Raw genomic sequence first — 20,168 nt, forward strand, 5'->3', positions numbered from 1 at the left:
GGAAAGGATAGGTTGCCGCGAGCGATCTTGCCGGGTGCCGGGCGGCCGTCCACAGTGGCGGGACCCCTACTTCGAGGAGCGGCTCGTGCACCACCGCATCGCGGTCATCCCCGGCGACGGCATCGGGCGGGAGGTCGTCCCGGAAGGTTTGCGCTGCCTGCGTGCCGCGGCCGACGTCCACGGCTTCGGGCTCGAGACGACGGAGTTCGATTTCGCCTCCGCGGACTATTGGCTCGAGCACGGCGAAATGCTGCCGCCGGACTGGCAGGAGATCCTTTCCGGCTTCGACGCGATCTTCTTCGGCGCGGTCGGGTGGCCGTCGGTCGTGCCCGACCACGTGTCGCTGTGGGGCAGCCTGCTGAAGTTCCGGCGCGGGTTCGACCAGTACGTCAACCTGCGGCCGGTCCGGCTGCTGCGCGGGGTGCGGGGCCCGCTGCGCGGCCACGAGCCGGGGGACATCGACTTCCTCGTCGTCCGCGAGAACACCGAGGGGGAGTATTCCAGTATCGGCGGCCGGATCTTCGAGGGCACCGACCGCGAGACGGTGCTGCAGGAGACGGTGATGACCCGGACGGGCGTGGACCGCGTGTTGCGCTACGCCTTCGACCTCGCCGCCGCCCGGCCGCGCAAGCACCTGACGTGGGCGACCAAGAGCAACGGGATCTCGATCTCGATGCCGTACTGGGACGAGCGCGCGGCGGCGATGGCCGCGCGGTACCCGGAGGTCACCGCGGACAAGGACCACATCGACATCCTCGCGGCCAAGTTCGTGCTGAACCCGCGGGCCTACGACGTGGTCGTGGCGAGCAACCTCTTCGGCGACATCCTGTCCGACCTCGGCCCGGCGTGCACCGGCACGATCGGGATCGCCCCGAGCGCCAACATCAACCCCGACCGCACACGGCCGAGCCTGTTCGAGCCGGTCCACGGCTCGGCCCCGGACATCGCGGGGCAGGGCATCGCGAACCCGGTCGCCCAGATCTGGAGCGGCGCGATGATGCTGGACCACCTCGGCGAGCCCCAGGCCGCCGCACACGTCGTGGCGGCGATCGAAGGGGTGCTGGCGGAGCGGCCGGAGGTGCTCACTCCTGACCTGGGTGGCTCGGGAACGACCGAGGGTTTGGGAGCGGCGATCGCGGAGCGGATCGGTCAGGAGTCGGCGAGCGGGTCGCGGCAGGCGTCTTCCGATACCCGTGCCTTCGCCTGAACCGCCGGTGCGTAATGCGCGGACCAGTGCGGGTGCTGGAGGTGCTCACTCCGGACCTCGGCGGTTCGGGAACGACCGAGGGTTTGGGAGCGGCGGTCGCGGAGCGGATCGGTCAGGAGTCGGCGAGCGGGTCGCGGCGGGCGTCTTCCGATACCCGTGCCTCCGCCTGAACCGCCGGCGCGCAGTGCGCGGACCTGTGCGGGCGCCGGAGGTGCTCACTCCCGACCTGGGTGGCGAGGGAACGACCGAGGTTCTCGGCGCGGCGATCGCGGAGCGGCTCGTCACCGCGTCATGAGCTCGCGAGCAGGTCGCCGAGGCCGCCCCTGGCGTCTTCCAGTACCAGCGCCTCCGCCTGAACCGAATCGCCCGCCCGCAGCGCGCGGACCAGTGCGCGGTGGGTCTCGTAGCGGTCGAGACCGAACGTCTCGTCCACGCTGACGCGCTCGAGCACCCGCGAGCGCCGCTCCGGGTAGGAGAACACCCGGGTCTGGTCGAGGAGGCGGACGAGCACCGGGTTGCCCGCGCACGACTCGACCAGGCCGTTGAAGCGCTGCAGGGCGTCGAACAGCCGGCCCACGTGCTTCTCGACGTCCTGGCCGGATTCGTGGCGCTGCTGGATGAGGATGAGCAGGTCGTCGGCCTCGTCGAGGACCGCGTCGAGGCCGTCCAGCTGCTCCGGAGTCGCGTGGCGGGCGGCGAAGCGGGCCACCATGCCGCGCAGGCCGACCTCGACCTCGGCGAGGTCCTGGACGGCGACGCCGCCGAACATCGCCACCTTCACCGTGCGCGGGCCGGAGCGTTCGATCAGGCCGTCCTGCTCGAGGCGCCGGATGGCTTCGCGCACCGGCGTCGGGCTGACCGACAGCCGCTCGGCGAAGCCGCGCTCGGTGACCTTCTGGCCCGGGCGCAGCTCGCCGGTGGTGATCGCGTCGCGCAGCGCCCGGTACACGCGGTCGGCGAGCGTGTCGGTCTGCAGTGCCTCACCCATCATGCACCCAGCCTACTGGCCATGGCAAAACTCGTTTGCAACTATTGACCATCTTGCTATAGCAAAAGTACGGTGGCGGCCATGCCCAAGGGAAGGTGCCGACGATGACGTTGACCACCCCGCGCGTCCGGCCGGGACGCATCACGTTCTTCGTGGCTCTGGCGGTCTTCGCGCAGGAGTCGACGTGGAACCTCTACGACTCCCAGGTCCCGCCCCTGCTGCGCGAGCACGTCGGCAGCGCCGCGCTGATCGGCGCCCTGATGGGCATGGACAACCTGCTCGGCATCTTCATCCAGCCGTGGATGGGCAACCGCTCGGACGGCACCCGGACGTCGTGGGGCCGCCGCATCCCGTACCTCGTCGCCGGCATGCCGGTCGCCGCCGTGCTGTTCGTGCTCATCCCGCACGCCGCGGTCTCGCTGCCGCTGCTCGTCCTGGTGATGTTCGGCTACGCCCTCGTCGCGAACTCGTTCAAGCCGATCGCCGAGTCGCTGCTCCCGGACTTCATCGCCCCCGAACGCCGCGGCCGGGCCAACGCGGCGGTCAAGATCGCCTCCAGCATCACCGTGATCGTCGCCGCGCTGATCAGCCTCTTCCTCATCGACGACTTCCCGAAGCTGTCCTTCGCGATCCCGGCGGTCCTGATGCTGGTGTCCATCGGCGTGCTCGCCTGGCGGGTGCGCGACAGCGACTCCCCGGCCTACCGGGCCGCGCTCGAAGAAGACCGCGCCGGCCACACGGAAAACTCCCCGCGGGTGCGGATGCGGGACGTCCTGCTCGACATCCTGCGGGACACCGACCGCAGCCGGCTGCTGGTCATCCTGGCCGTCTTCGCGTTCGGCGGCGCGTGGTTCGCGTCGCGCTCCCTCGTCACCAACTACGGCATCGAGACGCTCGGCGTGTCCCGCGGTGACGCCGGCGGCCTCACCCTGCCCAGCGGCCTGGCGTTCCTCGCGGCCGCCTACCCGGTGGCGCTGTTCGCCGAACGCTTCGGGCGGCTGCGGGTGATCCTGGTCGGGATGGCCGTGTTCGCCGCGGCCATGGTGCTCGGCACCGTCGTGCGGACACCCACCGGCACGATCGTCGCGATGTGCGTGGCGGCCGCGGGCGCGGCGGCGTTCATGGTCAACGCGGCGGTCGTCCTGTGGAACCTCGCGCCCTCGGCCCGCGTGCTCGGGACCTACACCGGGCTCTACACCGTCGGCTGGTCGAGCGGCGGGTTCCTCGGGCCGGCGCTGGTCGGCGGCATGGTCGACGTGACCGGCTGGCCGTTCCTGCTGCTCGACATCGCGCTCGTCACGGCGATCGCGGTGCTCTTGGTCGCCCGCGTCGCCGTGCTGCAGCGGCGCCGCACCGACGGGCGCGTCCTGTGAACCGCGTCCTGGTCACCACCGACTACCTGCGCCCCGGCGACGAGGTCGACGAATACCTGCGCGGCGCCGGGCTGGAAACCGTGCACGCGCCGATGACCGGCAAGCGCGATCCGGACCAGCTGGTCGAGGCGCTCGACGGGATCGACGCGGCGCTGGTCGCCAACGAGCCGCTCTCGGCCGGCGTGCTGGCCCGCGCGCCGAAGCTGCGCGTCATCGTCCGGACCGGCGTCGGCTACGACTCCATCGACGTCGAAGCCGCCGCCCGCCGGGGGATCAGCGTCAGCACCCTGCCCGGTGTCAATGCGAACGCCGTCGCCGAATACACCATGGGGCTGCTGCTCGCCGGTGCACGGCGGCTCGTGCAGTCGGCTTCCGGGGTGGCGGCGGGGAAGTGGCCGCGCGAGGACGGGCGCGAACTGCGCGGGTCGACGCTCGGGCTCATCGGGTACGGCGCTTCCGCACGGGCGGTCGTGCCGCTGGCGCGCGCGTTCGGGATGACCGTCGTCTGCACGTCCGGACTGCGCGGCCCCGACGTCCGGTTCACCGGGCTGCCCGAGCTGCTGTCCACTTCGGACTACGTCTCGGTGCACACGTCGCTGAACGACCGGACGCGGGGACTGCTGGACGCCTCGGCGTTCGAGCTGATGAAGCCGACGGCGGTGCTCGTCAACACCGCCCGCGGCGCGATCGTCGACGAGGCGGCGCTGGTTTCGGCGGTGGTGTCCGGCGAGATCGCCGGCGCGGTGCTCGACGTCGTGTGCGAAGAGCCGTTGCCGCTCGACAGCGCGTTGCGCGGGGTGGCCGGGATCGTCGTCTGTTCGCACCTGGCGGGGCAGACCGCCGAAGCACGCCGGGCCGCGGGTTTGCGTGGTGCCGAAGAACTGGTCGCGGCCCTGGACGGCCGGGCCCGGTACGTGGTGAACGGAGAGGGATGAGGGACATGGACAAGGTGCGCGTACTGGCGCCGAGCGGGATGCTCGGTGCGGGCTGGGACCACGCCACGGTCGAACGCGGCATCGCCCTGGGGGCCGACGTCATCAGCATCGACGGCGGGTCGACGGACTCCGGCCCGTACTACCTGGGTGCCGCGACGGCCAAGACGACCGCCAAGGCCGTGGCGCGCGACCTGCGCAGCCTGTTCACGGCCGCCGCGGGCGCCGGGATCCCGGTGATCGTCGGGTCGTGCGGGACGAGCGGGACCGACGCCGGCGTCGACTGGGTCGCCGGGATCGCCGCCGAGGTGCTCGCGGAGGAGGGCCTGGACCTGAAGGTCGCGAAGATCTACAGCGAGCAGGACGCGGCCGAGCTGAAGGAGCACCTGGACGCGGGCCGCGTGCACCCGTTGCCCCCGTTGGGGGAACTGATCGCCGAGACCCTGGAAAGCTGCACGCACATCGTCGGCGCGATGGGGCACGAGCCGATCGCCGAGGCACTGCGCGCGGGCGCGCAGGTCGTCCTGGCTGGCCGGGCGACCGACACGGCGGTGGCGGCGGCGTTCCCGCTCATGAAGGGCATGCCGGCCGGCCCGACGTGGCACGCGGCCAAGATCGTCGAGTGCGGCGGCCAGTGCACGGACAACCCGCGCGCGGGCGGCGTCCTGGCGACCATCGACGCCGGCGGCTTCACGATCGAGCCGCTCGACCCGGGCGCGGCGTGCACGCCGATCCTGGTGGCGGCGCACATGCTGTACGAGACGGCGAACCCGTTCGAGATGCGCGAACCCGACGGCACGCTCGACGTCCGCGAGGCGGTGTACACCGCCGTCGACGACCGGACCGTTCGCGTCACCGGGTCGCGGTTCCACGTCGCGGACCAGCACACGATCAAGCTGGAGGGTGCGCGGATCACCGGGTACGAGACGATGTCGTTCTCGGCGATCCGCGATCCCCTGGTGCTGGCCGACATCGACGAGTGGGCCACCCTGATGCGTGCGCTGATCACGCAGCGGGTGGGTCAGACGCTGGGCCTCGCCGACGAATACGCGTTCGACCTGCGGCTGTACGGCCACAACGCGGTGCTGGGCTCGTTGGAGCCCGAGGCCGGTCCGCCCCGCGAGGTAGGCGTGATGCTGCTGGTCAACGCGCCGGACCAGGCCACGGCGACCGCGGTGGCGAAGGTGGCCAACCCGCTGATGCTGCACCTGCCGACGCCGTCGATGGACTACCTGCCGAGCTTCGCGTTCCCGTCGTCCCCGGCGGAGGTCGAACGCGGGGCGGCGTACGAATTCGTGCTCAACCACGTCGTCGACTGCGCGCCATCGGACCTGTTCCGGATCGAGTTCGAGGGGAAGACCCATGCCTGAAACCACTTTGGCGGACCTGGCCCACGAGGTCCGCTCCAAGAACGCGGGCCCGTTCTGGGTGACGATGGAGTTGTTCATGCGCGACGCCGACGGCTATCGCGTGGCGGCGGACGAGGAATTCCTGAACGAACGCGTGGTGGCTTCGCTTTACCGAGTCGACGAGGAAACGGTGCAGATCTTCCGCATTCCGTCGTTGAACGTCGTGAAGATTTCGTTCCCCCGGCCGGTGAGCCAGGGTTCGCTGCGGGACCGGGACATGCACGCGGGCCAGCACCACGTACCGCTGGCGGGAATGGTCGTGCGTCACGGTTGACGGCGTTCCGGCCAGACGCCGTGCGGGGAACTCCAGCGCGTCGGATCACCACCGCGCTTCGGTTCGATGAGGTTGAACGCTTCGAGCCCGGTCGGCCGCGGCCCCGTTTTCCGCGTGCCCGGCGCGCGGGGAACCGCCACTCGTCCGGGTGCCTAGCGGTTGCGCCCGAACCAGCGGCGTGAGCCCGGCCGCGCCTGGGCGGCCAGCCACCCGGCGATGTCGGCGACCACCGCCGGGTCGACGTGCTGCGGTACCTCGTACCCCGCGGGCGTCGACGGCCCCTCGCCGCGGAAGAACAGGTGGTCGTCGGCGTCGTGGACGCGGATCGTGACGTCCGGCCGGTGCGCCAGGCCCGCCCGCCAGCGGGCCAGGTCGCCGGCCGCCGTCACCTGGTAGTCGCGGCCGCCCTGCAGGATGAGCATCGGCTTGGCGAGTTCGGCCGCGGTCGCCACCGGGTCGTAGGTGCGGAGGTCCAGCCAGTACGACGCCGGCCAGCCGAAGAGCAGGTCCGCCGCCGGGGTCGAAGGCGTCAAACCGGGGCTTTCGACGAGCGCGGCCTGCCGGGTGACCGCCTCGACGGCCGCCGTCATGGCCGGGCCGGGGTCCAGCTCGGCGAGGTAGCGGACGACCCGGACCGCGGCCCGGGGCAGCGGCAGCGTGTCCCCGGCGAGGCTCACCAGGCCGGCGATCGAGGCGTCGGCGGCCGCGACCCGCGGGGCCGCCTTGCCGCCGCCGCTGTGGCCGAGGACGAACACCCGCTCGGCGGCCACCGTCCGCTGCTCCCGCAGCAGGCGGACGGCGGCGAGCGCGTGCGGCACGTACTCCTCGGCCATCGTGAACCCGGGTTCGGTGCCTACGTGGGGGTGCGTGCCGGTCACCTTGTCGAACCGGGCCACCGCGACGCCCCGGCTCGCCAGCCCCCACGCCAGGTCCTTGAACGGCTTGTTCGGACCGGTCGTCAGGTCGCGGTCGAACGGTCCCGAGCTGAGCAGCACCAGCCCCGGCCACGGGCCGCGCCCGGCCGGGACGGTCAGCGTGCCGGGCACCGCCGGCGGGCCGGAACCGACGGTGACTTCCTGCTCGGTGAACCGTTTCGGGGTGGCGTAGTCCGGTGGCTCCCAGGCGGCGCCGGCGGGCGGCCCCAGCCGCAGGCCGTGCAGCAGGCCGGCGTCGTCGACCGACATGACCACCGTGAGCCCGCCGCGCTCGCAGGTCACCGGGACGCGTACCCGGACCAGCCCCGCCTCGCCCGGCTCGCTCACTGCGCCGCCGACCGCCGAGACCGGCCCGATCTTGGCGATTTCGCCCTCCCAGCCGACCCGCAGCGTCTCGGCCGAGGCCACCGCCCGCAGCCTCGGTGCGAACAACGCCTCGACGTCGGCGAACCGCCGTTCGGTGGCCAGCCCGACCACTGCCGCGGCGACCGCCGCCGGTCCCTCGTCCACGTTCTCCCCCCATCATTCTCGCTTTTTGCGAACGGTAGCACCGTGTGAGATCGTTCGGTAGTGGACACCTTGGAACTGCTGGCGCACCCGGTCCGGCTGCGGATCGTGCACGCCATGCGCGGCGGCCGGACGCATACCACTGCCCAGCTCTGTGCGGTGCTGCCGGACGTCTCGAAGGCCATGGTCTACCGGCACGTCGAGCTGCTCGCCACGGGCGGGATCCTGCGCGTGGCCGATGAACGGCGCGTGCGCGGCGCGGTCGAGCGCCACTACGAGCTGCGCCCGGAACGCGCGTCGATCGATCCCGAGACGGCCGCGGCACTGTCCACCGAGGACCACCGGCGCGGGTTCGCCGTCGCGGTCGCCGCCCTCGTCGCCGAGTTCAACGCCTACCTCGACCGCGAAAACACCGACCCCGCCACGGATCCGGTCGGCTACCGGCAGCACGCGGTCTGGCTCAGCCGCGACGAACTGATCGCGATGAACGACGAACTGCGCGCCGCCATCCTGCCCCGGCTGGCCCACCCGCCTGCCCCCGGCCGCACCCGGTACCTGCTCAGCCCCATCCTCTTCCCCAGCGAGGAGCCCGCTGCAGACTGACGTGCCGCTGTACTATCCCGGCACTGATCCGAACGGCAGGGGGAACGATGAGCGGTATCAGGGTTTTGGTGTCCGGCGCCAGCATCGCGGGACCCGCGCTGGCCCACTGGCTGCGCCGCCGCGGGGCCGAGGTGACCGTGGTGGAGCGGGCGCCCGGGCTGCGTCCCGGCGGGCAGGCGGTCGACGCGCGCGGGGTGACCAAGGAGGTCATCCGGCTGATGGGGCTGGACGAGGCGGTGCGCGCGGCCCGCACGCGGACCGCCGGCGCGCACACCGTGGACGCGGACGGGAACGTGCTGGAGACCTTCAGCGCGGAGGACGACGGCGGCGACGGCTACATCACCGAGATCGAGATCCTGCGCGGCGACCTGTCCCAGGTCCTCTACGACGACACGCGCGACGGCGTCGAGTACGTCTTCGGTGACCGGATCGCCGAGCTCACCCAGGACGGCAGCGGCGTCGACGTGACGTTCGCGAGCGGTGGCTCGCGGCGCTTCGACCTGGTGATCGGGGCCGACGGGCTGCACTCGTCGGTGCGGGGAATGGTCTTCGGGCCGCGCGAGCGGTTCGTCCGCCACCTCGGGCACGTGCTGGCGTTCTACAGCGTGCCCAACGAATTCGGGCTGGACCGCTGGCTGCTGGACTACCAGGAGCCCGGCCGGTCGGCCTGCCTGCGGCCGATCGGGGACGCCACCCGCGCGATGGCCATGTTCTCCTTCACCGCGGCCGACTTCGACGTCGACTACCGCGACATCGAGGCCCAGAAGCAGTTGCTGCGCGAGCGGATGGCGGACTTCGCCTGGCTGACCCCGCGCATCCTCGCGCACGTCGACGACACCCCGGACTTCTACCTCGACCAGGTCGCCCAGGTGGTGATGGACCGCTGGTCGAACGGGCGGGTCGGGCTGCTCGGGGACGCGGCGTTCAGCTCGTCGCCGCTGTCCGGGCAGGGCACCGGGCTGGCCCTGATCGGCGCCTACCTGCTGGCCGGGGAGCTGGCCGCCGCCGGCTGGGACCCGGCGGCCGGGTTCGCCCGGTACGAGGAGCTGATGCGGCCGTTCGTCGAGGCCAACCAGGAGATCGGCCGGTTGCACGCGAAGATGCGCGGCATCCCCGACCCGGACGCCGAGCCGGCCGCGGAGCCGGCCGTGGAGCCGGACACCGAGTGGCTCACCGACCTGGTCCAGCGTGCGGTCAACGGCGTCGAGCTGCCCGATTACGCGGGGGTGCCGGACTCCGGGCCGTCAGTCACCTCGGTGTCGCGGTAGGGCTCCGCCGCGGTCGTCCGATGTGGACCATCAGCGGTCCACATCGGACTTACGCGGCGGGCCGAGTTCCTCGGCGAGCACGGCGTCGACCTTCGCGGCGGCCCGGCGCAAGGCGAGCACGGCCCAGACGACCACCGCGACCGCGATGATCGCGATGGCGGTCGTCCAGGCGTAGCCCTCGTCGGCGGGCACCACCGCGATCGTGGCCGCGGCCAGGAACGGCCAGCGGCCCGCCGGGGTCGTGCGGAGGTGCCATCGGGGGGAGGCGGAATCGTGGGTGGTCAGGAAGACGGGGCCATGAGCGCTCACCGGGCGTCGACCTTTCCTTCGGGGGTGTGGCAACGCACGGATAGTCGACCGGGAGAGCCTTCGGGTTACTGAATGCGACCGCATTGGCCGCGAACGGGTGGAAAATACACTCGAACGAGTGATCCTCGGTTCCAAAGTAGCGGAGGCAGCCTCCGTAACCCGAAGAGGTTACTTCCCGCGCTCGGCCGGCCCGGCCGCTCTACGGTGATTTCAAGATCGACCAGGGGAGCCACCGTGCGTCTTCGTTCCATCACCGCAGTCGTCCTGCTGGCCTGCACCTCCGCCGTCGTGCCCGCCGTGACGAGCGTGGGTGCGCAGGCCCTCGCGCTGTACCCGTGCCCCGAGGTGCGGGACCCGCCCGACTACACGTTCTCCAACCCGTCGCGGTCGTGGCTGCCGACGAACCTGCGCAGCGACTACCTCCGCGGCCCGGGCACGATCACCTACAACAAGACGGCGACGTCGACGGTGAACGCGTCGATCACGGGCACGACCAGCGCGGAAGCGGGCGTGATCTTCGCGAAGGCCAGCGTCTCCCTCGCGGTGAGCGTCGGCGCGAGCTACGCGAAGTCCGACTCGTAGTCGTACGCGGCGACGGTGCCCGCCGGCAAGCTCCTGCGGCTGCAGCAGTACAAGGAGGCGCGGACGTTCACCGTGCGCAAGTACCACATCGTCCCGCCGTGCACGACGAAGTACCTGTGGACGAAGAAGGTCTCGGCGCCGGTCAAGAACGCGAGCTACCTCTGGCAGCTCGTCGGCTGAGCCGGCCCGCTGCCGCGGGCTGACGGCGCCTGCCCGGCGAGGTGGCCTCGCCGGGCAGGCCGGTCAGTGCGCGGTTGCCGGGCCGAGCTGCAGGACCACGGCCGTCCACGTCATGCCGACGCCGATGCCCAGCAGCAGCACGTGGTCGCCCGGGCCGGCTTCGCCCGTGCGGAGCAGGTGGTCGAGCGCCACGATCTGGTCGCTGGCGCCCAGGTGGCCGACCCGCAGTCCCAGCTCGGTCATCGTGCGGTGCTCCGGGATGCCGAGCGGGCGCAGGATCTGCGTGTGGACCAGGCGGCGGCCGTAGTGCGGGGCACAGATCCGGGCGATGTCGGGCAGGTCGACACCCGCGTCGGCCAGTGCGGTCTTCACGACGTTCGTGACGCCGTCGGCGTTGCGGCTGTCGACGTGCGCCGGACCGCCGTGGCGGCCGAGCCACTGGCGCTTGCGGGCGCGGATGTCGAGCGACTGGTGCGCGGTGATGCTGGCTGGGCGGAACGGCTCGTTGCCGCGCTGCAGGCCTTCCAGCGACGGATCGGTGTAGGAGGCGATCGCGCGGATCCGCGCCAGGCCGGGCCGCCGCGACAGCACGACCGCGCTGCCCGCGTCGCCGTAGACGATGCCCGTGTCGGTGGACCAGTGCGGGAAGCCGGGTGCGCCGAACCGGTCGCCCGCGGTGATGAGCGCGGCGTCGTGGTCCGGGCGGCCGCGCAGCACGCTCGCCGCGACGTCCAGGCCGGCCACCAGGCTGTTGCTCATCGCGCCGAGCTCGAGCGTCAGGCCGGGACCGGCACCGACGCCGAGCTGGTCGCGCACGTAGGACGCGGCGTGCCAGAAGTCGATGCCGGAGTGGTAGATCCCGGCGTGCAGGCACAACGTCGGGAACACCGGCCCGCCGCCGGTGCTTTCCGCCTGGCGCAAGGCCTCGCGCCCCGCGCGCACCGCGAGTTCGGGGCCGGGCAGCCCGGCGACGGCGGTGGAGAGCTGGCCGGTCCGGCCGGCGTCGGCGACGGTGAACTCACCGGCCGCCAGCGGGGCGGCGACCGGGGTCAGTGCCCCGACGTCGGTGCCGATCCCGTTGAGGTGCAGGTCATCCACGCGCATCCGTGGTCACCTCCGGCAGTACGGCTTCGATCTCCGACAGGGTGTCGTCGAGGTGGAGCGGGGGAGCGGACACGCAGCCGGCGACGGCGAGCTCGGCGGCGACGGCTGCGGCGCTTCCTCCGGCGAACCGGTGGAAACCCGCGAAGCAGGCCGGTCCGGTGCCCGGAACGGCGATGGCCAGGTGCGCCCAGCCGGTTTCGCGGTCCCAGCGCACGATCAGCCGGGTGGGCCCGGTGATGGTGTGGGTCTCGCGCAGCACCTGTGTCAACGTCGTGGCGGTCAAGCAACTTCCTTTCGGCACGGCGAACAGCACGCACCGAGGGGCGCGCGCTGGCGAAGGATGGACGGGGACGCGTCGTCGGGCCCCTGGGAACACCGGGAAACCTACCGCGATGATCATGCGCGGTCTGCCACACCCCGATACACAGAGTGATCGGGCGAACTGCTACTGGAGCGGATTTTCCCCAAACAGCCCGGAATCCCGTGGAGACGATCATGAGATTCCTTCGGGTGTTGATTACACTCGGTAGTGTTCGAGTGGTCGGCCGACGAAGTCGATGCGCAGCCCGGTGCAGAGGGCGAACATCCTCGACTGCCGGCTGACCGAACTCGGCGTCGGCCGGCGCGGAAGGCGTGTGGACGCAGGACTTCGGCACCCCCACGGGCACAGCCGTCCCAACGCTGTCCCACCGCGCCGGCGTTGTCGCTGGTCCGGTGGGGTGGGACTGTCCCGGCGTCCCGAGCCGGGCGCGGAACCGCCACCGGCGGGCCGGGTGCTGCCAGCCTGCTCGCCATGCAAAGACTCGCTCTGGCCGTCGCGGTGGTGCTGGTGCTGCCCGCCGCGGCCGCCACCACCGCCGCGGCCGCACCCGTCGCGGTGTGCGGGCACACCAGCGCCCAGCCCACCCTCAAGCAAGGGGCGACCGGCACCGAGGTCGCCGAAGCCCAGTGCCAGCTGAACCTCGCCACCAAGGCGAGCCGGTACACGCCCATCGGCGCGGACGGCTCCTTCGGCCCGGCGACCGACGCCCGGGTGCGCGTGTTCCAGGCGTGCGCCGCGCTGAGCGTGGACGGCCAGCTCGGGCCCAACACGTGGGCCGCGCTGAACACCTGGTCCGCGCACCCCCGCAAGTGCGCCACCCAGGGCACTTCGGGCACCGCGCAGAGCGTCGTGTGCGGTCACTCCACCGCCCGGCCGACCCTGCAGAGCGGCTCCACCGGCGTGGCGGTCAAGGAGCTCCAGTGCCGGCTGAACCTCGCCATGGAGCCGGGCCACTACCCGCCGCTGACGATCGACGGCAACTTCGGGGACGGCACCCGCAACCGGGTGATCCAGTTCCAGCACTGCGTCAACGCCAGTGCCGACGGCGTCGCCGGGCCCACCACCTGGGCGAAGGTCGCCGACTGGTCGAGCCGCAACGCCTACTGCGTGCCGCCGAAGCCCGCCGGGCACCCGATCGACGGCGTCGACACGGCGAAGTACCAGCACCCCGGCGGCGCGCCGATCAACTGGGGTGCGGTGAAGGCGTCCGGTGTGGAGTTCGCGACGGTCAAGGCGACCCGCGGCCTCAACGTCACCGACGAGTACCTGGCCACGGACCTGCCCGCGGCCCGCAACGCCGGCCTGGCCGCGGGGCCGTACCACTTCTACACGGGCACCGCGGCCAATACCGGTGGGGCGCAGGCGGACCGGTTCATCGCCGCGGTGAAGGCCACCGGGTACACCGGCAAGCGCGCCGGTGACCTGCCGCCCGTGTTCGACCTGGAGTGGAAGGACGACGGCTCGGGCGGCTGCCCGCCGTATGTGACCGTCGCCGACGCCAAGGCGTGGCTGGACAAGGTGCAGGCGGCGTTCGGCCGGACCCCGATCATCTACACCCAGAAGTCGTTCCTGGACGCGTGCCTCGGCGGCACCACGGCGTTGTCGGGCTACCCGATGCAGCTCGCCGACTACCGCCAGTCCGTCACGCAGCCGGCGCTGCCCGCCGGGTCGAAGACGTGGCTGATGTGGCAGTACACCGACGCGGCCATCCCCGACGGCATCCCCGCGCCGGCGACCGGCGACGTCTTCAACGGCACCCAGGCCGACCTCGACCAGCTCGCCAACCGCTGAACCCCGCCCGAAATCCCGCTAGGAAAGGACGAGAATGAGTCTCCCCATGAGCCGCCGCACGGTGCTGCGCGGCGCGGCGGTCATCGGCACCGCCGCCGTGGTCAGCCCGCTGCTGCTGGCGGGCACGGCCCAGGCGTACCCGTGGTCCCGCACCCTGGTGCAGGGCACCACGGGCGCCGACGTCACCGAGCTCCAGATCCGCGTCGCGGGCTGGGCGGCCGACTCGCCCAGCCACAGCCGCGTCTCGATCGACGGCGAGTTCGGCCCCGGCACGGCAGCGGCGGTCCGCCGCTTCCAGGCGGCGTACGGCCTGGGCGCGGACGGCCAGGCCGGCCCGGCCACGCAGGCGGCGCTCAACGCGCTGGAGCAGAGCGACGGGTCGACGGCGCACTTCAACTTCAGCGAGTTCACCGACCGGATCAGCGGAACGTTCAACGGCGGCAAGGTCAGCGCGGCCACTGCCAAGGAGAACGCCCGCCGCTGCATGTACAAACTGGAGGCGCTGCGCAAGAAGCTGGGGAACAAGCCGATCACGGTGAACTCCGGGTTCCGCAGCATCGCGCACAACGCGGACATCGGCGGCGCGACCGACAGCATGCACCTGTACGGCACGGCGGCCGACCTGAACGTGCCGGGCGTGGCGAACAAGACGGTGTACCAGAAGGCGGAGACCAGCGGGTTTTCCGGGCTGGAGACGTACAACACCGACCACCAGCACGTGGACAGCCGAGCCGACCTCGGCCGCGCGTGGTGGTGGGAGAACGGCACAGTCTGACCGGCCGGCCGGGGGCTGCCGCCGGAACCCGCCGGGACCCTCGGCGTCCCGGCGGGTTCCGGCGGCAGCGAGCGCCGGCCGCGGGCTGGGCTTTGGGGGAGCGGGTCTCGGCGCGGGGCTGGTGTTGCCGGAAGCCGGTTCTGGCCGGTGCCGCGGGCCCGAGCGAGCCGGAAGCTGGCGCTGCCGGGGCCGCGGGGTCGTGTTTTCGGAAGCGATTCCCGGTGCGGGGCTTGTGTTCACCGGAAGGCAGTCCCGGTCCATGCCTCGCGGGCTGAGCTGGCCGGAAGCCGGCGCCGTCGGCGCCGCCGGGGCCGCGCGGCCTGCGGCGTCGGGAAAAGCGGCGGCGGTCCGTGCGGCGGAGCCCGCGCGTTCCGGCGCGCGCCGCGGCGGCTTGTGGTCGCCGGAAGCGAGCCTCGATCCGGCCGCGGGGGGCTGGGCTTTGGGGAGCAAGTCCCGGCGCGGGGCCTGCTCCCGTCGGAAGCCGGCCCGGTCCGTGCCGCGGAGTCCGTGCCCTCCGGGTCCGTTCGCGGGCCGCCCCTCGGGGAGGGCTCGGGCTCCGCCCCGCTCGCTCAGTGCGGCGGGGTGTTCTGGAGCGCCGCCGAGCAGGCGGGCCAGTCGTGGAAGTCGTGGTGGGCGGCCCACAGGCGGTGGGCCGCGCCGATGTTCCACGCCGGGTCGAACGCCTGGCGTGGGGTGCCGCCCAGTTCGAGGAGGCGGGCGTCGGAGATCTGGAAGACGCCCCAGTTGCGGCTGCCGTTCGTGTTCGGCAGCACCCACAGCGGGTCGAGGAACGAGGCGCAGCGGGCGATCGCCACCGCCGTGTCCGGCGCCTCGGTGAACACGGCACGGACCCGCTGCTCCACCATCGCCGTCGACCAGCCCGCCATGCTGGTCCGGTGGTCGTACAGCGCGTTCTTGGTGGCTTCGTCGACGACGCCGCGGGCGGGCAGGCCGGCCAGCACCTGGAACGCCGTGACCCGGCGCAGTGTCTCCGGGCCGAACGAGCCGTCCACCGAAAGCCGGGCCTGGGCCGCGGTCAGCAGGTTCTGCACCTCGGTGACGCACTCGTCGTGCTGACCCATGCTCACCGGCGGCTGGCAGCCGGGGGAGAACAGCACCCGGTCGGCGTACCGGCCCGGTGCGGGCCCGCCCGGCGTCCCGCCGACGGCGGCCCAGGCCAGGCCGCCCGCCAGCAGGGCCACGATCGCGATGGCCACCGCGACGTACCCGCGTCTGCGCGGCGACCGGAACGACGACCGCGCCGGCAGCGACCCGGCTTGCCCGTCAGGCACTTCGCCGGCCTGCGCGGCCGCTGCCTCGCCGGCCTGCGCGGCCGGCACCACATCTGCCTGCTCGGCCGGCGCCCCGGCGACCTGCTCCGACGGCACCTCCTCGACCCGCCCCGCGTCGGCCAGCGCCCACAGCTGGTGCAGCTCGCGCAGCTCCTCCGTGGACGCGCCGCAGACCTTGGCGAACGAGTGGACCACCCGGTAATCGGCGGGCACGCTCTTGCCCGAGCAGTACCGGTGCAAACTGGAACCGCTGACCCCGGCGCGCCGGCCGAGGCGTTCGTAGCCCTGCCCGCTGCGGTCCTTCAGCATGCGCAGGTAGGCGGCGAACTTGTCCATGTGCGGAGTCACGGTGACAGAACCACCTCGCTCGGGCCGCGGATGACCGACGGAAGTTAACACCGTCCCACCGGTTGCCGGGCGAAAACCGACGGATTGGTCCACACGGCCGGTTACGCGCCGCCCAAGTGGTGGCACACCAACGGTTCCGCGTCAGATCTTGCGGTAGCGGCTCTCGAACAGGGCGAACACCCCGAAGACCGCGATGCCGGCGGCCAGCGCCAGCAGCATCGCCTGCCCGTAGGGCTGGACCGCCAACGTCTTCAGCGCCGGGTCCAGGCCGCCGGCTTTGGCGGGGTCGTACTCGACGGCGGCGATGACGAACATCGCGCCGACCGTGCCGTACGCCAGTGCCATCGCGCACCAGCCGACCTGGCCGAGGCGGACCGTCGAACGCTTCACGGCCGGGGATGCCCCGGCGAAATCGAGGTCGTGGACGAACTTCTTGCGGATGCCGCGGTAGGCCAGGAACGCGGCGACCGCGAGCACCGCGCCGCCCGCCGTGATCACCGCCGCGGCTCCCCAGGGCTCGGCCAGGGCCGTGGCCACGATCGAGCCCGCCTTGCCCGAGCCGCCGGTCGCGGTCTTGCCCGCGCTGTAGGCGACCAAGGCGTACAGGACGACCTCGACGCCGCTGGTCACGCGCCGCACCCGGCGTCGGCGCGCGGGTGCGTTGCGGTGGCCCGTGATCGCCTCGGTGAGCTGCCACAGCGCCAGCAGCCCGGTGCCGCCGGCGATCAGCCAGAGCAGCCACGCGCCGCCGCCCGCCGCCACGATCTGCAGCGCGCCGGCCTTGTCGGCCTTTTCGTTGTCGCCGAGCGCCACCTGCGCCGCCAGCCACGCCACGACCAGGTGCACGATGGCGTAGCAGACGAGGCCGATTCGGGCGAACAGGCTGAATCCTCGGATGTCAGGCACCCGCGCATCCTGGTCCATCCCGGCCCGCTTGACCAGGGTTCCGCCGGACAGATGCCGCGAAGCACGTGAGACGTCAGTCCAGCGCGGCCGCCTTCCGCAGCAGCACCGAGCGTTCGCGCTGGTTGGTGCACAGCCGGGCGGCCAGCTCCAGTTCGGCGCGGGCTTCCGGCCGCCGCCCGAGCCGGGCCAGCAGCTCGCCGCGGACGGTCGGGACCAGGTGCGATCCGGGCAACCGGTCCGTGGCGACCAGTTCGTCGACGATGGCCAGTGCGGGCTCCGGACCGGTGGCCATGGCCACCGCGACGGCCCGGTTGAGCTCCACCACCGGCGAGGGCGCGACCCGGCCGAGTGCCTCGTACAGCACCACGATCCGCTCCCAGTCCGTCCCCTCGACCGAGGGCGCCGTCGCGTGGGTCGCGGCGATCGCGGCCTGCAGGCCGTACGGGCCGAGGCCGTGGGGCGCCGCCTTGGCCAGCGCGGCCAGCCCGCGGTGGATCCCCGCGTGGTCCCACGTGCGCCGGTCCTGGTCCTCGAGCAGCACCGGCTCGCCGTCCGGGCCGGTCCGGGCCGGGAAGCGCGCGGCCGTCAGCTCGCACAACGCGAGCAGCCCGTGCACTTCGGGCTCGGCCGGCAGCAGCGCGGCGAGCGTGCGGGCCAGCCGGATCGCCTCGTACGCGACGTCGGGGCGCACCAGCCGGTCTCCCGACGTGGCCGTCGACCCCTCGGTGAAGATCACGTAGAGGACGCTGAGCACGCCGCCCAGCCGCGCCTTGCGCTCCTCGGCCGGCGGCACCTCGAACGGCACCCCGGCCGCGGCGATCGTCTTCTTGCCGCGGGTGATGCGGGCCTGCACGGTCGGCACCGGCACGAGGAACGCGCGGGCGATCTCCTCGCTGGTCAGGCCGCCGACCACGCGCAGGGTCAGCGCCACCCGGGCTTCGGGGGACAGCACCGGGTGGCAGCTGGTGAACACCAGCGCGAGGACGTCGTCGTCGATCCGGTCCGGGTCGGCGTTTTCGACGGCGGGTTCGTCGTCGGCCGCCAGCAGGGCGTAGCGGTCCTGGAGGGCGGCGCGGCGGCGGATCGCGTCGATGGCCCGCCGCCGGGCCGTGGCCCGCAGCCAGCCGGCCGGGTTGGCCGGCGGGCTGAGCGGCCACGACACCAGCGCCTCGGCCACCGCTTCCTGCGCGGCGTCTTCGGCGAGCCCGAAGTCGCCGGTGAACCGGGTCAGCGCGGCGACGATCCGCGCCGACTCGATCCGCCAGACGGCTTCGACGGCGGCGGCGTCCATCAGGACTCGCCGCCGGTCTCGGGGGTCTCGTCGCTACCGGCCACGCGGCGGACCTCGATCTTGGACCCGCGGGCCGCCGGGACCCGCGTGGCCCACTCGACCGCCTCCTGCTTCGTGGCGACTTCGAGCAGGAAGTAGCCGCCGAACAGTTCCTTCGTCTCGCCGTACGGCCCGTCGGTGACCACCGGGGTCTCGCCGCCGAAATCGACCACGACACCGTTGCCCGGCAGGTCGAGACCTTCGGCCGCGAGCAGGACACCGGCCTTGAGCAGCTCCTCGATGAACTTCCGGCTCGCGGCCATCATCTCGTCGATGTCGGCCATCATGGCCGCGTTCGACTCGTCGGTGCCCCGCATGATCAGCATGTACTTCGGCATCGTGCGCTCCTCGTCCGGCGCGGGGCCGCCGCTCGGCCCTCGCCCCCTTTGTCGAACGGGCGGCGCGCGGATCAACACGACCCCGGAAAAACTTCTCGCCCGGCCGAGGATGGCACACCGGGCGTCATCTGCCGGCTTGCGGTCCGATCATCGAGTTCACGTCGATCGGGGACGGAATGGCGCCGAGCTGCAGCAACAGGTCCGGCACCCGCTGCAGCCGCCGCGAGTCCAGCACCGAGCCGTAACCCGGCAAGGTGAGCAGCTTGGCGGTGTCCTCGTCGATCTTGGCGAACCGCACCAGCAGCGGCTCGACCTTGCCGCGGTCGATCAGGGTCTCGTGGGTGGCCTTCTGCAGCGCGCGCTGGAACGCGGCCAGCGACTTCGGGTTCTCCCGCACCCACTTGCGCGTCGCGCCGTAGCCGGTCAGCGGGAAGTCCTGGGTCGCGCCGGTGTTGATGTCGATCACGGGGATCGCGCCGACCGTCTTGGCGGCCTGCGTGATGTAGGGCTCCGGCAGGTAAGCGGCGTCGGCCTGGCCCTGCTGGAGCGCGGCGGCGATGTTCGGCAGGGCGACCAGCGTCCATTTCACCTTGCCGAAATCGACGTTGTGGTCCTGCATCACCGACCGGGTGAGCAGATCGGACGCGGTGTTCTTGGCCGTGATCGCGATCTTCTTGCCCGCCAGGTCGAAGATTGTCTTCACCGGGGAATTCGGGACCGTGACGATCGCATTGGACTTCGGGTTGACCGACGTCGCGTCGGCGACCAGCTGCATGTCGGCGGAGCCGGAGCTGCGCGCGATGAAGAACGGCGGGTAGGTGGAGAACGCGATGTCGGCTTCGCCGGAGATCGCTTTCGACAGCGACGCCTGACCGCTCGAGGCGATCACGGACTCGACGGTGAGGCCCTCGGCCTGGAAGTAGCCGCCCTCCTGGGCCAGCCAGAACGGCCCGAGGTCCGTGGTGGGCAGGATGGAGACCTTCAGCGTGTGCTTTTCCAGGCCGCTGCCGCTCGAGGCGGAGTTCGAGACCTCCGCACCGAGCGCGCCGCAGCCGCCGGCGGCGGCCATGACGGCCGCGACGGCGAGCGCGACGTGACGAGTGCGAACCCGGCTTCTGCTCCTGGATATTCCGAACAAGGCCTTGCTCCTCGACAGGAGATCATGGGTGAGGTACCGAGTCCAAGGGGTGTGTGTGAATCATTCCCCGGAGTCAGGCAGGTCACTGTAGGCACCCGTTCGGCACTTGACAACGCGGCCGTACATCGAAAACGGGAATTCACCACAATGGCCGCACGAATGCTTGATCGAAGATCTTGTTCATGGCCGCGGGGTGTCGTTGTCGGCTACGAATTGTTTCGCCGGAAAGGGGGTGGGCCCGCTGATTCCGGAGAGGT

Annotated in this window: 21 protein-coding genes; 11 read left to right on the forward strand and 10 right to left on the reverse strand. The window is 72.1% G+C overall.

Features of this window, described 5'->3' with window-relative positions; all coding sequences use genetic code 11:
* Positions 1-85 precede the first annotated feature (85 nt).
* Positions 86-1,207, forward strand: coding sequence for a tartrate dehydrogenase (locus MUY14_RS10105; RefSeq protein WP_247022693.1), 1,122 nt, complete (start codon positions 86-88; stop codon positions 1,205-1,207).
* 289 nt (positions 1,208-1,496) lie between these two features.
* Here MUY14_RS10105 and MUY14_RS10110 read toward each other — a convergent pair whose 3' ends face one another.
* Positions 1,497-2,198, reverse strand: a complete 702-nt coding sequence (locus tag MUY14_RS10110; protein ID WP_247022694.1) for a GntR family transcriptional regulator — start codon at positions 2,196-2,198, stop codon at positions 1,497-1,499.
* A 101-nt stretch (positions 2,199-2,299) separates the two neighbouring features.
* Between MUY14_RS10110 and MUY14_RS10115 the strand changes: the two genes are divergently transcribed.
* From MUY14_RS10115 to MUY14_RS10130, 4 genes are read left to right on the forward strand one after another with little or no spacing between them, the layout of a single operon-like run.
* Positions 2,300-3,568 (forward strand): MFS transporter, encoded by a 1,269-nt coding sequence (locus tag MUY14_RS10115; RefSeq protein ID WP_247022695.1) that lies wholly within the window; start codon positions 2,300-2,302, stop codon positions 3,566-3,568.
* A complete protein-coding gene (locus MUY14_RS10120; RefSeq protein WP_247022696.1) occupies positions 3,565-4,503 on the forward strand; it encodes a phosphoglycerate dehydrogenase in 939 nt (312 codons plus the stop codon). The genes MUY14_RS10115 and MUY14_RS10120 overlap by 4 nt, the downstream gene beginning before the upstream one ends.
* Positions 4,504-4,508: 5 nt before the next feature.
* The gene (locus MUY14_RS10125; protein WP_247022697.1) at positions 4,509-5,870 is read left to right on the forward strand and encodes an acyclic terpene utilization AtuA family protein; all 1,362 of its coding nucleotides are present in this window, start codon (positions 4,509-4,511) and stop codon (positions 5,868-5,870) included.
* Complete coding sequence (locus tag MUY14_RS10130; protein ID WP_281506277.1) at positions 5,863-6,183, forward strand: DUF4387 domain-containing protein; 321 nt, start codon at positions 5,863-5,865, stop codon at positions 6,181-6,183. The genes MUY14_RS10125 and MUY14_RS10130 overlap by 8 nt, the downstream gene beginning before the upstream one ends.
* Positions 6,184-6,335: 152 nt before the next feature.
* Here the strand turns inward: MUY14_RS10130 and MUY14_RS10135 are convergent, their stop codons facing one another.
* Positions 6,336-7,628: a S9 family peptidase gene (locus tag MUY14_RS10135; RefSeq protein WP_247022698.1), complete on the reverse strand. Its 1,293-nt coding sequence runs from the start codon at positions 7,626-7,628 to the stop codon at positions 6,336-6,338.
* A 60-nt stretch (positions 7,629-7,688) separates the two neighbouring features.
* Between MUY14_RS10135 and MUY14_RS10140 the strand changes: the two genes are divergently transcribed.
* A complete protein-coding gene (locus MUY14_RS10140) occupies positions 7,689-8,228 on the forward strand; it encodes a helix-turn-helix domain-containing protein (RefSeq protein WP_247022699.1) in 540 nt (179 codons plus the stop codon).
* A gap of 47 nt (positions 8,229-8,275) precedes the next feature.
* Positions 8,276-9,496, forward strand: a complete 1,221-nt coding sequence (locus tag MUY14_RS10145) for an FAD-dependent monooxygenase (RefSeq protein ID WP_247022700.1) — start codon at positions 8,276-8,278, stop codon at positions 9,494-9,496.
* A 30-nt stretch (positions 9,497-9,526) separates the two neighbouring features.
* On the opposite strand, the gene MUY14_RS10150 is transcribed toward MUY14_RS10145, so the two are convergent.
* Complete coding sequence (locus tag MUY14_RS10150) at positions 9,527-9,805, reverse strand: hypothetical protein (RefSeq protein ID WP_247022701.1); 279 nt, start codon at positions 9,803-9,805, stop codon at positions 9,527-9,529.
* Between the two features lie 234 nt (positions 9,806-10,039).
* On the opposite strand from MUY14_RS10150, the gene MUY14_RS10155 reads away from it, so the two are divergent.
* Both MUY14_RS10155 and MUY14_RS10160 read left to right on the forward strand, forming a co-directional pair.
* Complete coding sequence (locus MUY14_RS10155; protein WP_247022702.1) at positions 10,040-10,387, forward strand: hypothetical protein; 348 nt, start codon at positions 10,040-10,042, stop codon at positions 10,385-10,387.
* A gap of 15 nt (positions 10,388-10,402) precedes the next feature.
* On the forward strand, positions 10,403-10,567 hold the full coding sequence (locus MUY14_RS10160; protein WP_247022703.1) for a hypothetical protein: 165 nt from the start codon (positions 10,403-10,405) through the stop codon (positions 10,565-10,567).
* 63 nt (positions 10,568-10,630) lie between these two features.
* Here the strand turns inward: MUY14_RS10160 and MUY14_RS10165 are convergent, their stop codons facing one another.
* The gene (locus MUY14_RS10165; protein ID WP_247022704.1) at positions 10,631-11,671 is read right to left on the reverse strand and encodes a ketoacyl-ACP synthase III family protein; all 1,041 of its coding nucleotides are present in this window, start codon (positions 11,669-11,671) and stop codon (positions 10,631-10,633) included.
* The gene (locus tag MUY14_RS10170) at positions 11,658-11,954 is read right to left on the reverse strand and encodes a hypothetical protein (RefSeq protein ID WP_247022705.1); all 297 of its coding nucleotides are present in this window, start codon (positions 11,952-11,954) and stop codon (positions 11,658-11,660) included. The genes MUY14_RS10165 and MUY14_RS10170 overlap by 14 nt, the downstream gene beginning before the upstream one ends.
* A 510-nt stretch (positions 11,955-12,464) precedes the next feature.
* On the opposite strand from MUY14_RS10170, the gene MUY14_RS10175 reads away from it, so the two are divergent.
* Positions 12,465-13,784 carry a GH25 family lysozyme gene (locus MUY14_RS10175; RefSeq protein ID WP_247022706.1) on the forward strand — a complete coding sequence of 440 codons (1,320 nt, stop codon included), beginning with the start codon at positions 12,465-12,467 and terminating at the stop codon, positions 13,782-13,784.
* A gap of 46 nt (positions 13,785-13,830) precedes the next feature.
* Positions 13,831-14,559, forward strand: a complete 729-nt coding sequence (locus MUY14_RS10180; RefSeq protein WP_247022707.1) for a D-Ala-D-Ala carboxypeptidase family metallohydrolase — start codon at positions 13,831-13,833, stop codon at positions 14,557-14,559.
* 569 nt (positions 14,560-15,128) lie between these two features.
* Here MUY14_RS10180 and MUY14_RS10185 read toward each other — a convergent pair.
* The 5 genes from MUY14_RS10185 to MUY14_RS10205 form a co-directional block, all read right to left on the reverse strand.
* Positions 15,129-16,199, reverse strand: coding sequence for a helix-turn-helix domain-containing protein (locus MUY14_RS10185; RefSeq protein ID WP_247022708.1), 1,071 nt, complete (start codon positions 16,197-16,199; stop codon positions 15,129-15,131).
* A gap of 141 nt (positions 16,200-16,340) precedes the next feature.
* Entirely contained in the window at positions 16,341-17,105 is a 765-nt protein-coding gene (locus tag MUY14_RS10190; protein WP_247022709.1) for a DUF1206 domain-containing protein, read from the reverse strand.
* Positions 17,106-17,178: 73 nt separating this feature from the next.
* A complete protein-coding gene (locus tag MUY14_RS10195; RefSeq protein WP_247022710.1) occupies positions 17,179-18,396 on the reverse strand; it encodes an RNA polymerase sigma factor in 1,218 nt (405 codons plus the stop codon).
* Positions 18,396-18,773 carry a YciI family protein gene (locus tag MUY14_RS10200; protein WP_247022711.1) on the reverse strand — a complete coding sequence of 126 codons (378 nt, stop codon included), beginning with the start codon at positions 18,771-18,773 and terminating at the stop codon, positions 18,396-18,398. The genes MUY14_RS10195 and MUY14_RS10200 overlap by 1 nt, the downstream gene beginning before the upstream one ends.
* 124 nt (positions 18,774-18,897) lie before the next feature.
* Positions 18,898-19,842 carry an ABC transporter substrate-binding protein gene (locus tag MUY14_RS10205; RefSeq protein WP_247022712.1) on the reverse strand — a complete coding sequence of 315 codons (945 nt, stop codon included), beginning with the start codon at positions 19,840-19,842 and terminating at the stop codon, positions 18,898-18,900.
* Positions 19,843-20,168: the final 326 nt, after the last annotated feature.

The organism is Amycolatopsis sp. FBCC-B4732 (assembly GCF_023008405.1).
GTDB lineage: Bacteria > Actinomycetota > Actinomycetes > Mycobacteriales > Pseudonocardiaceae > Amycolatopsis > Amycolatopsis pretoriensis_A.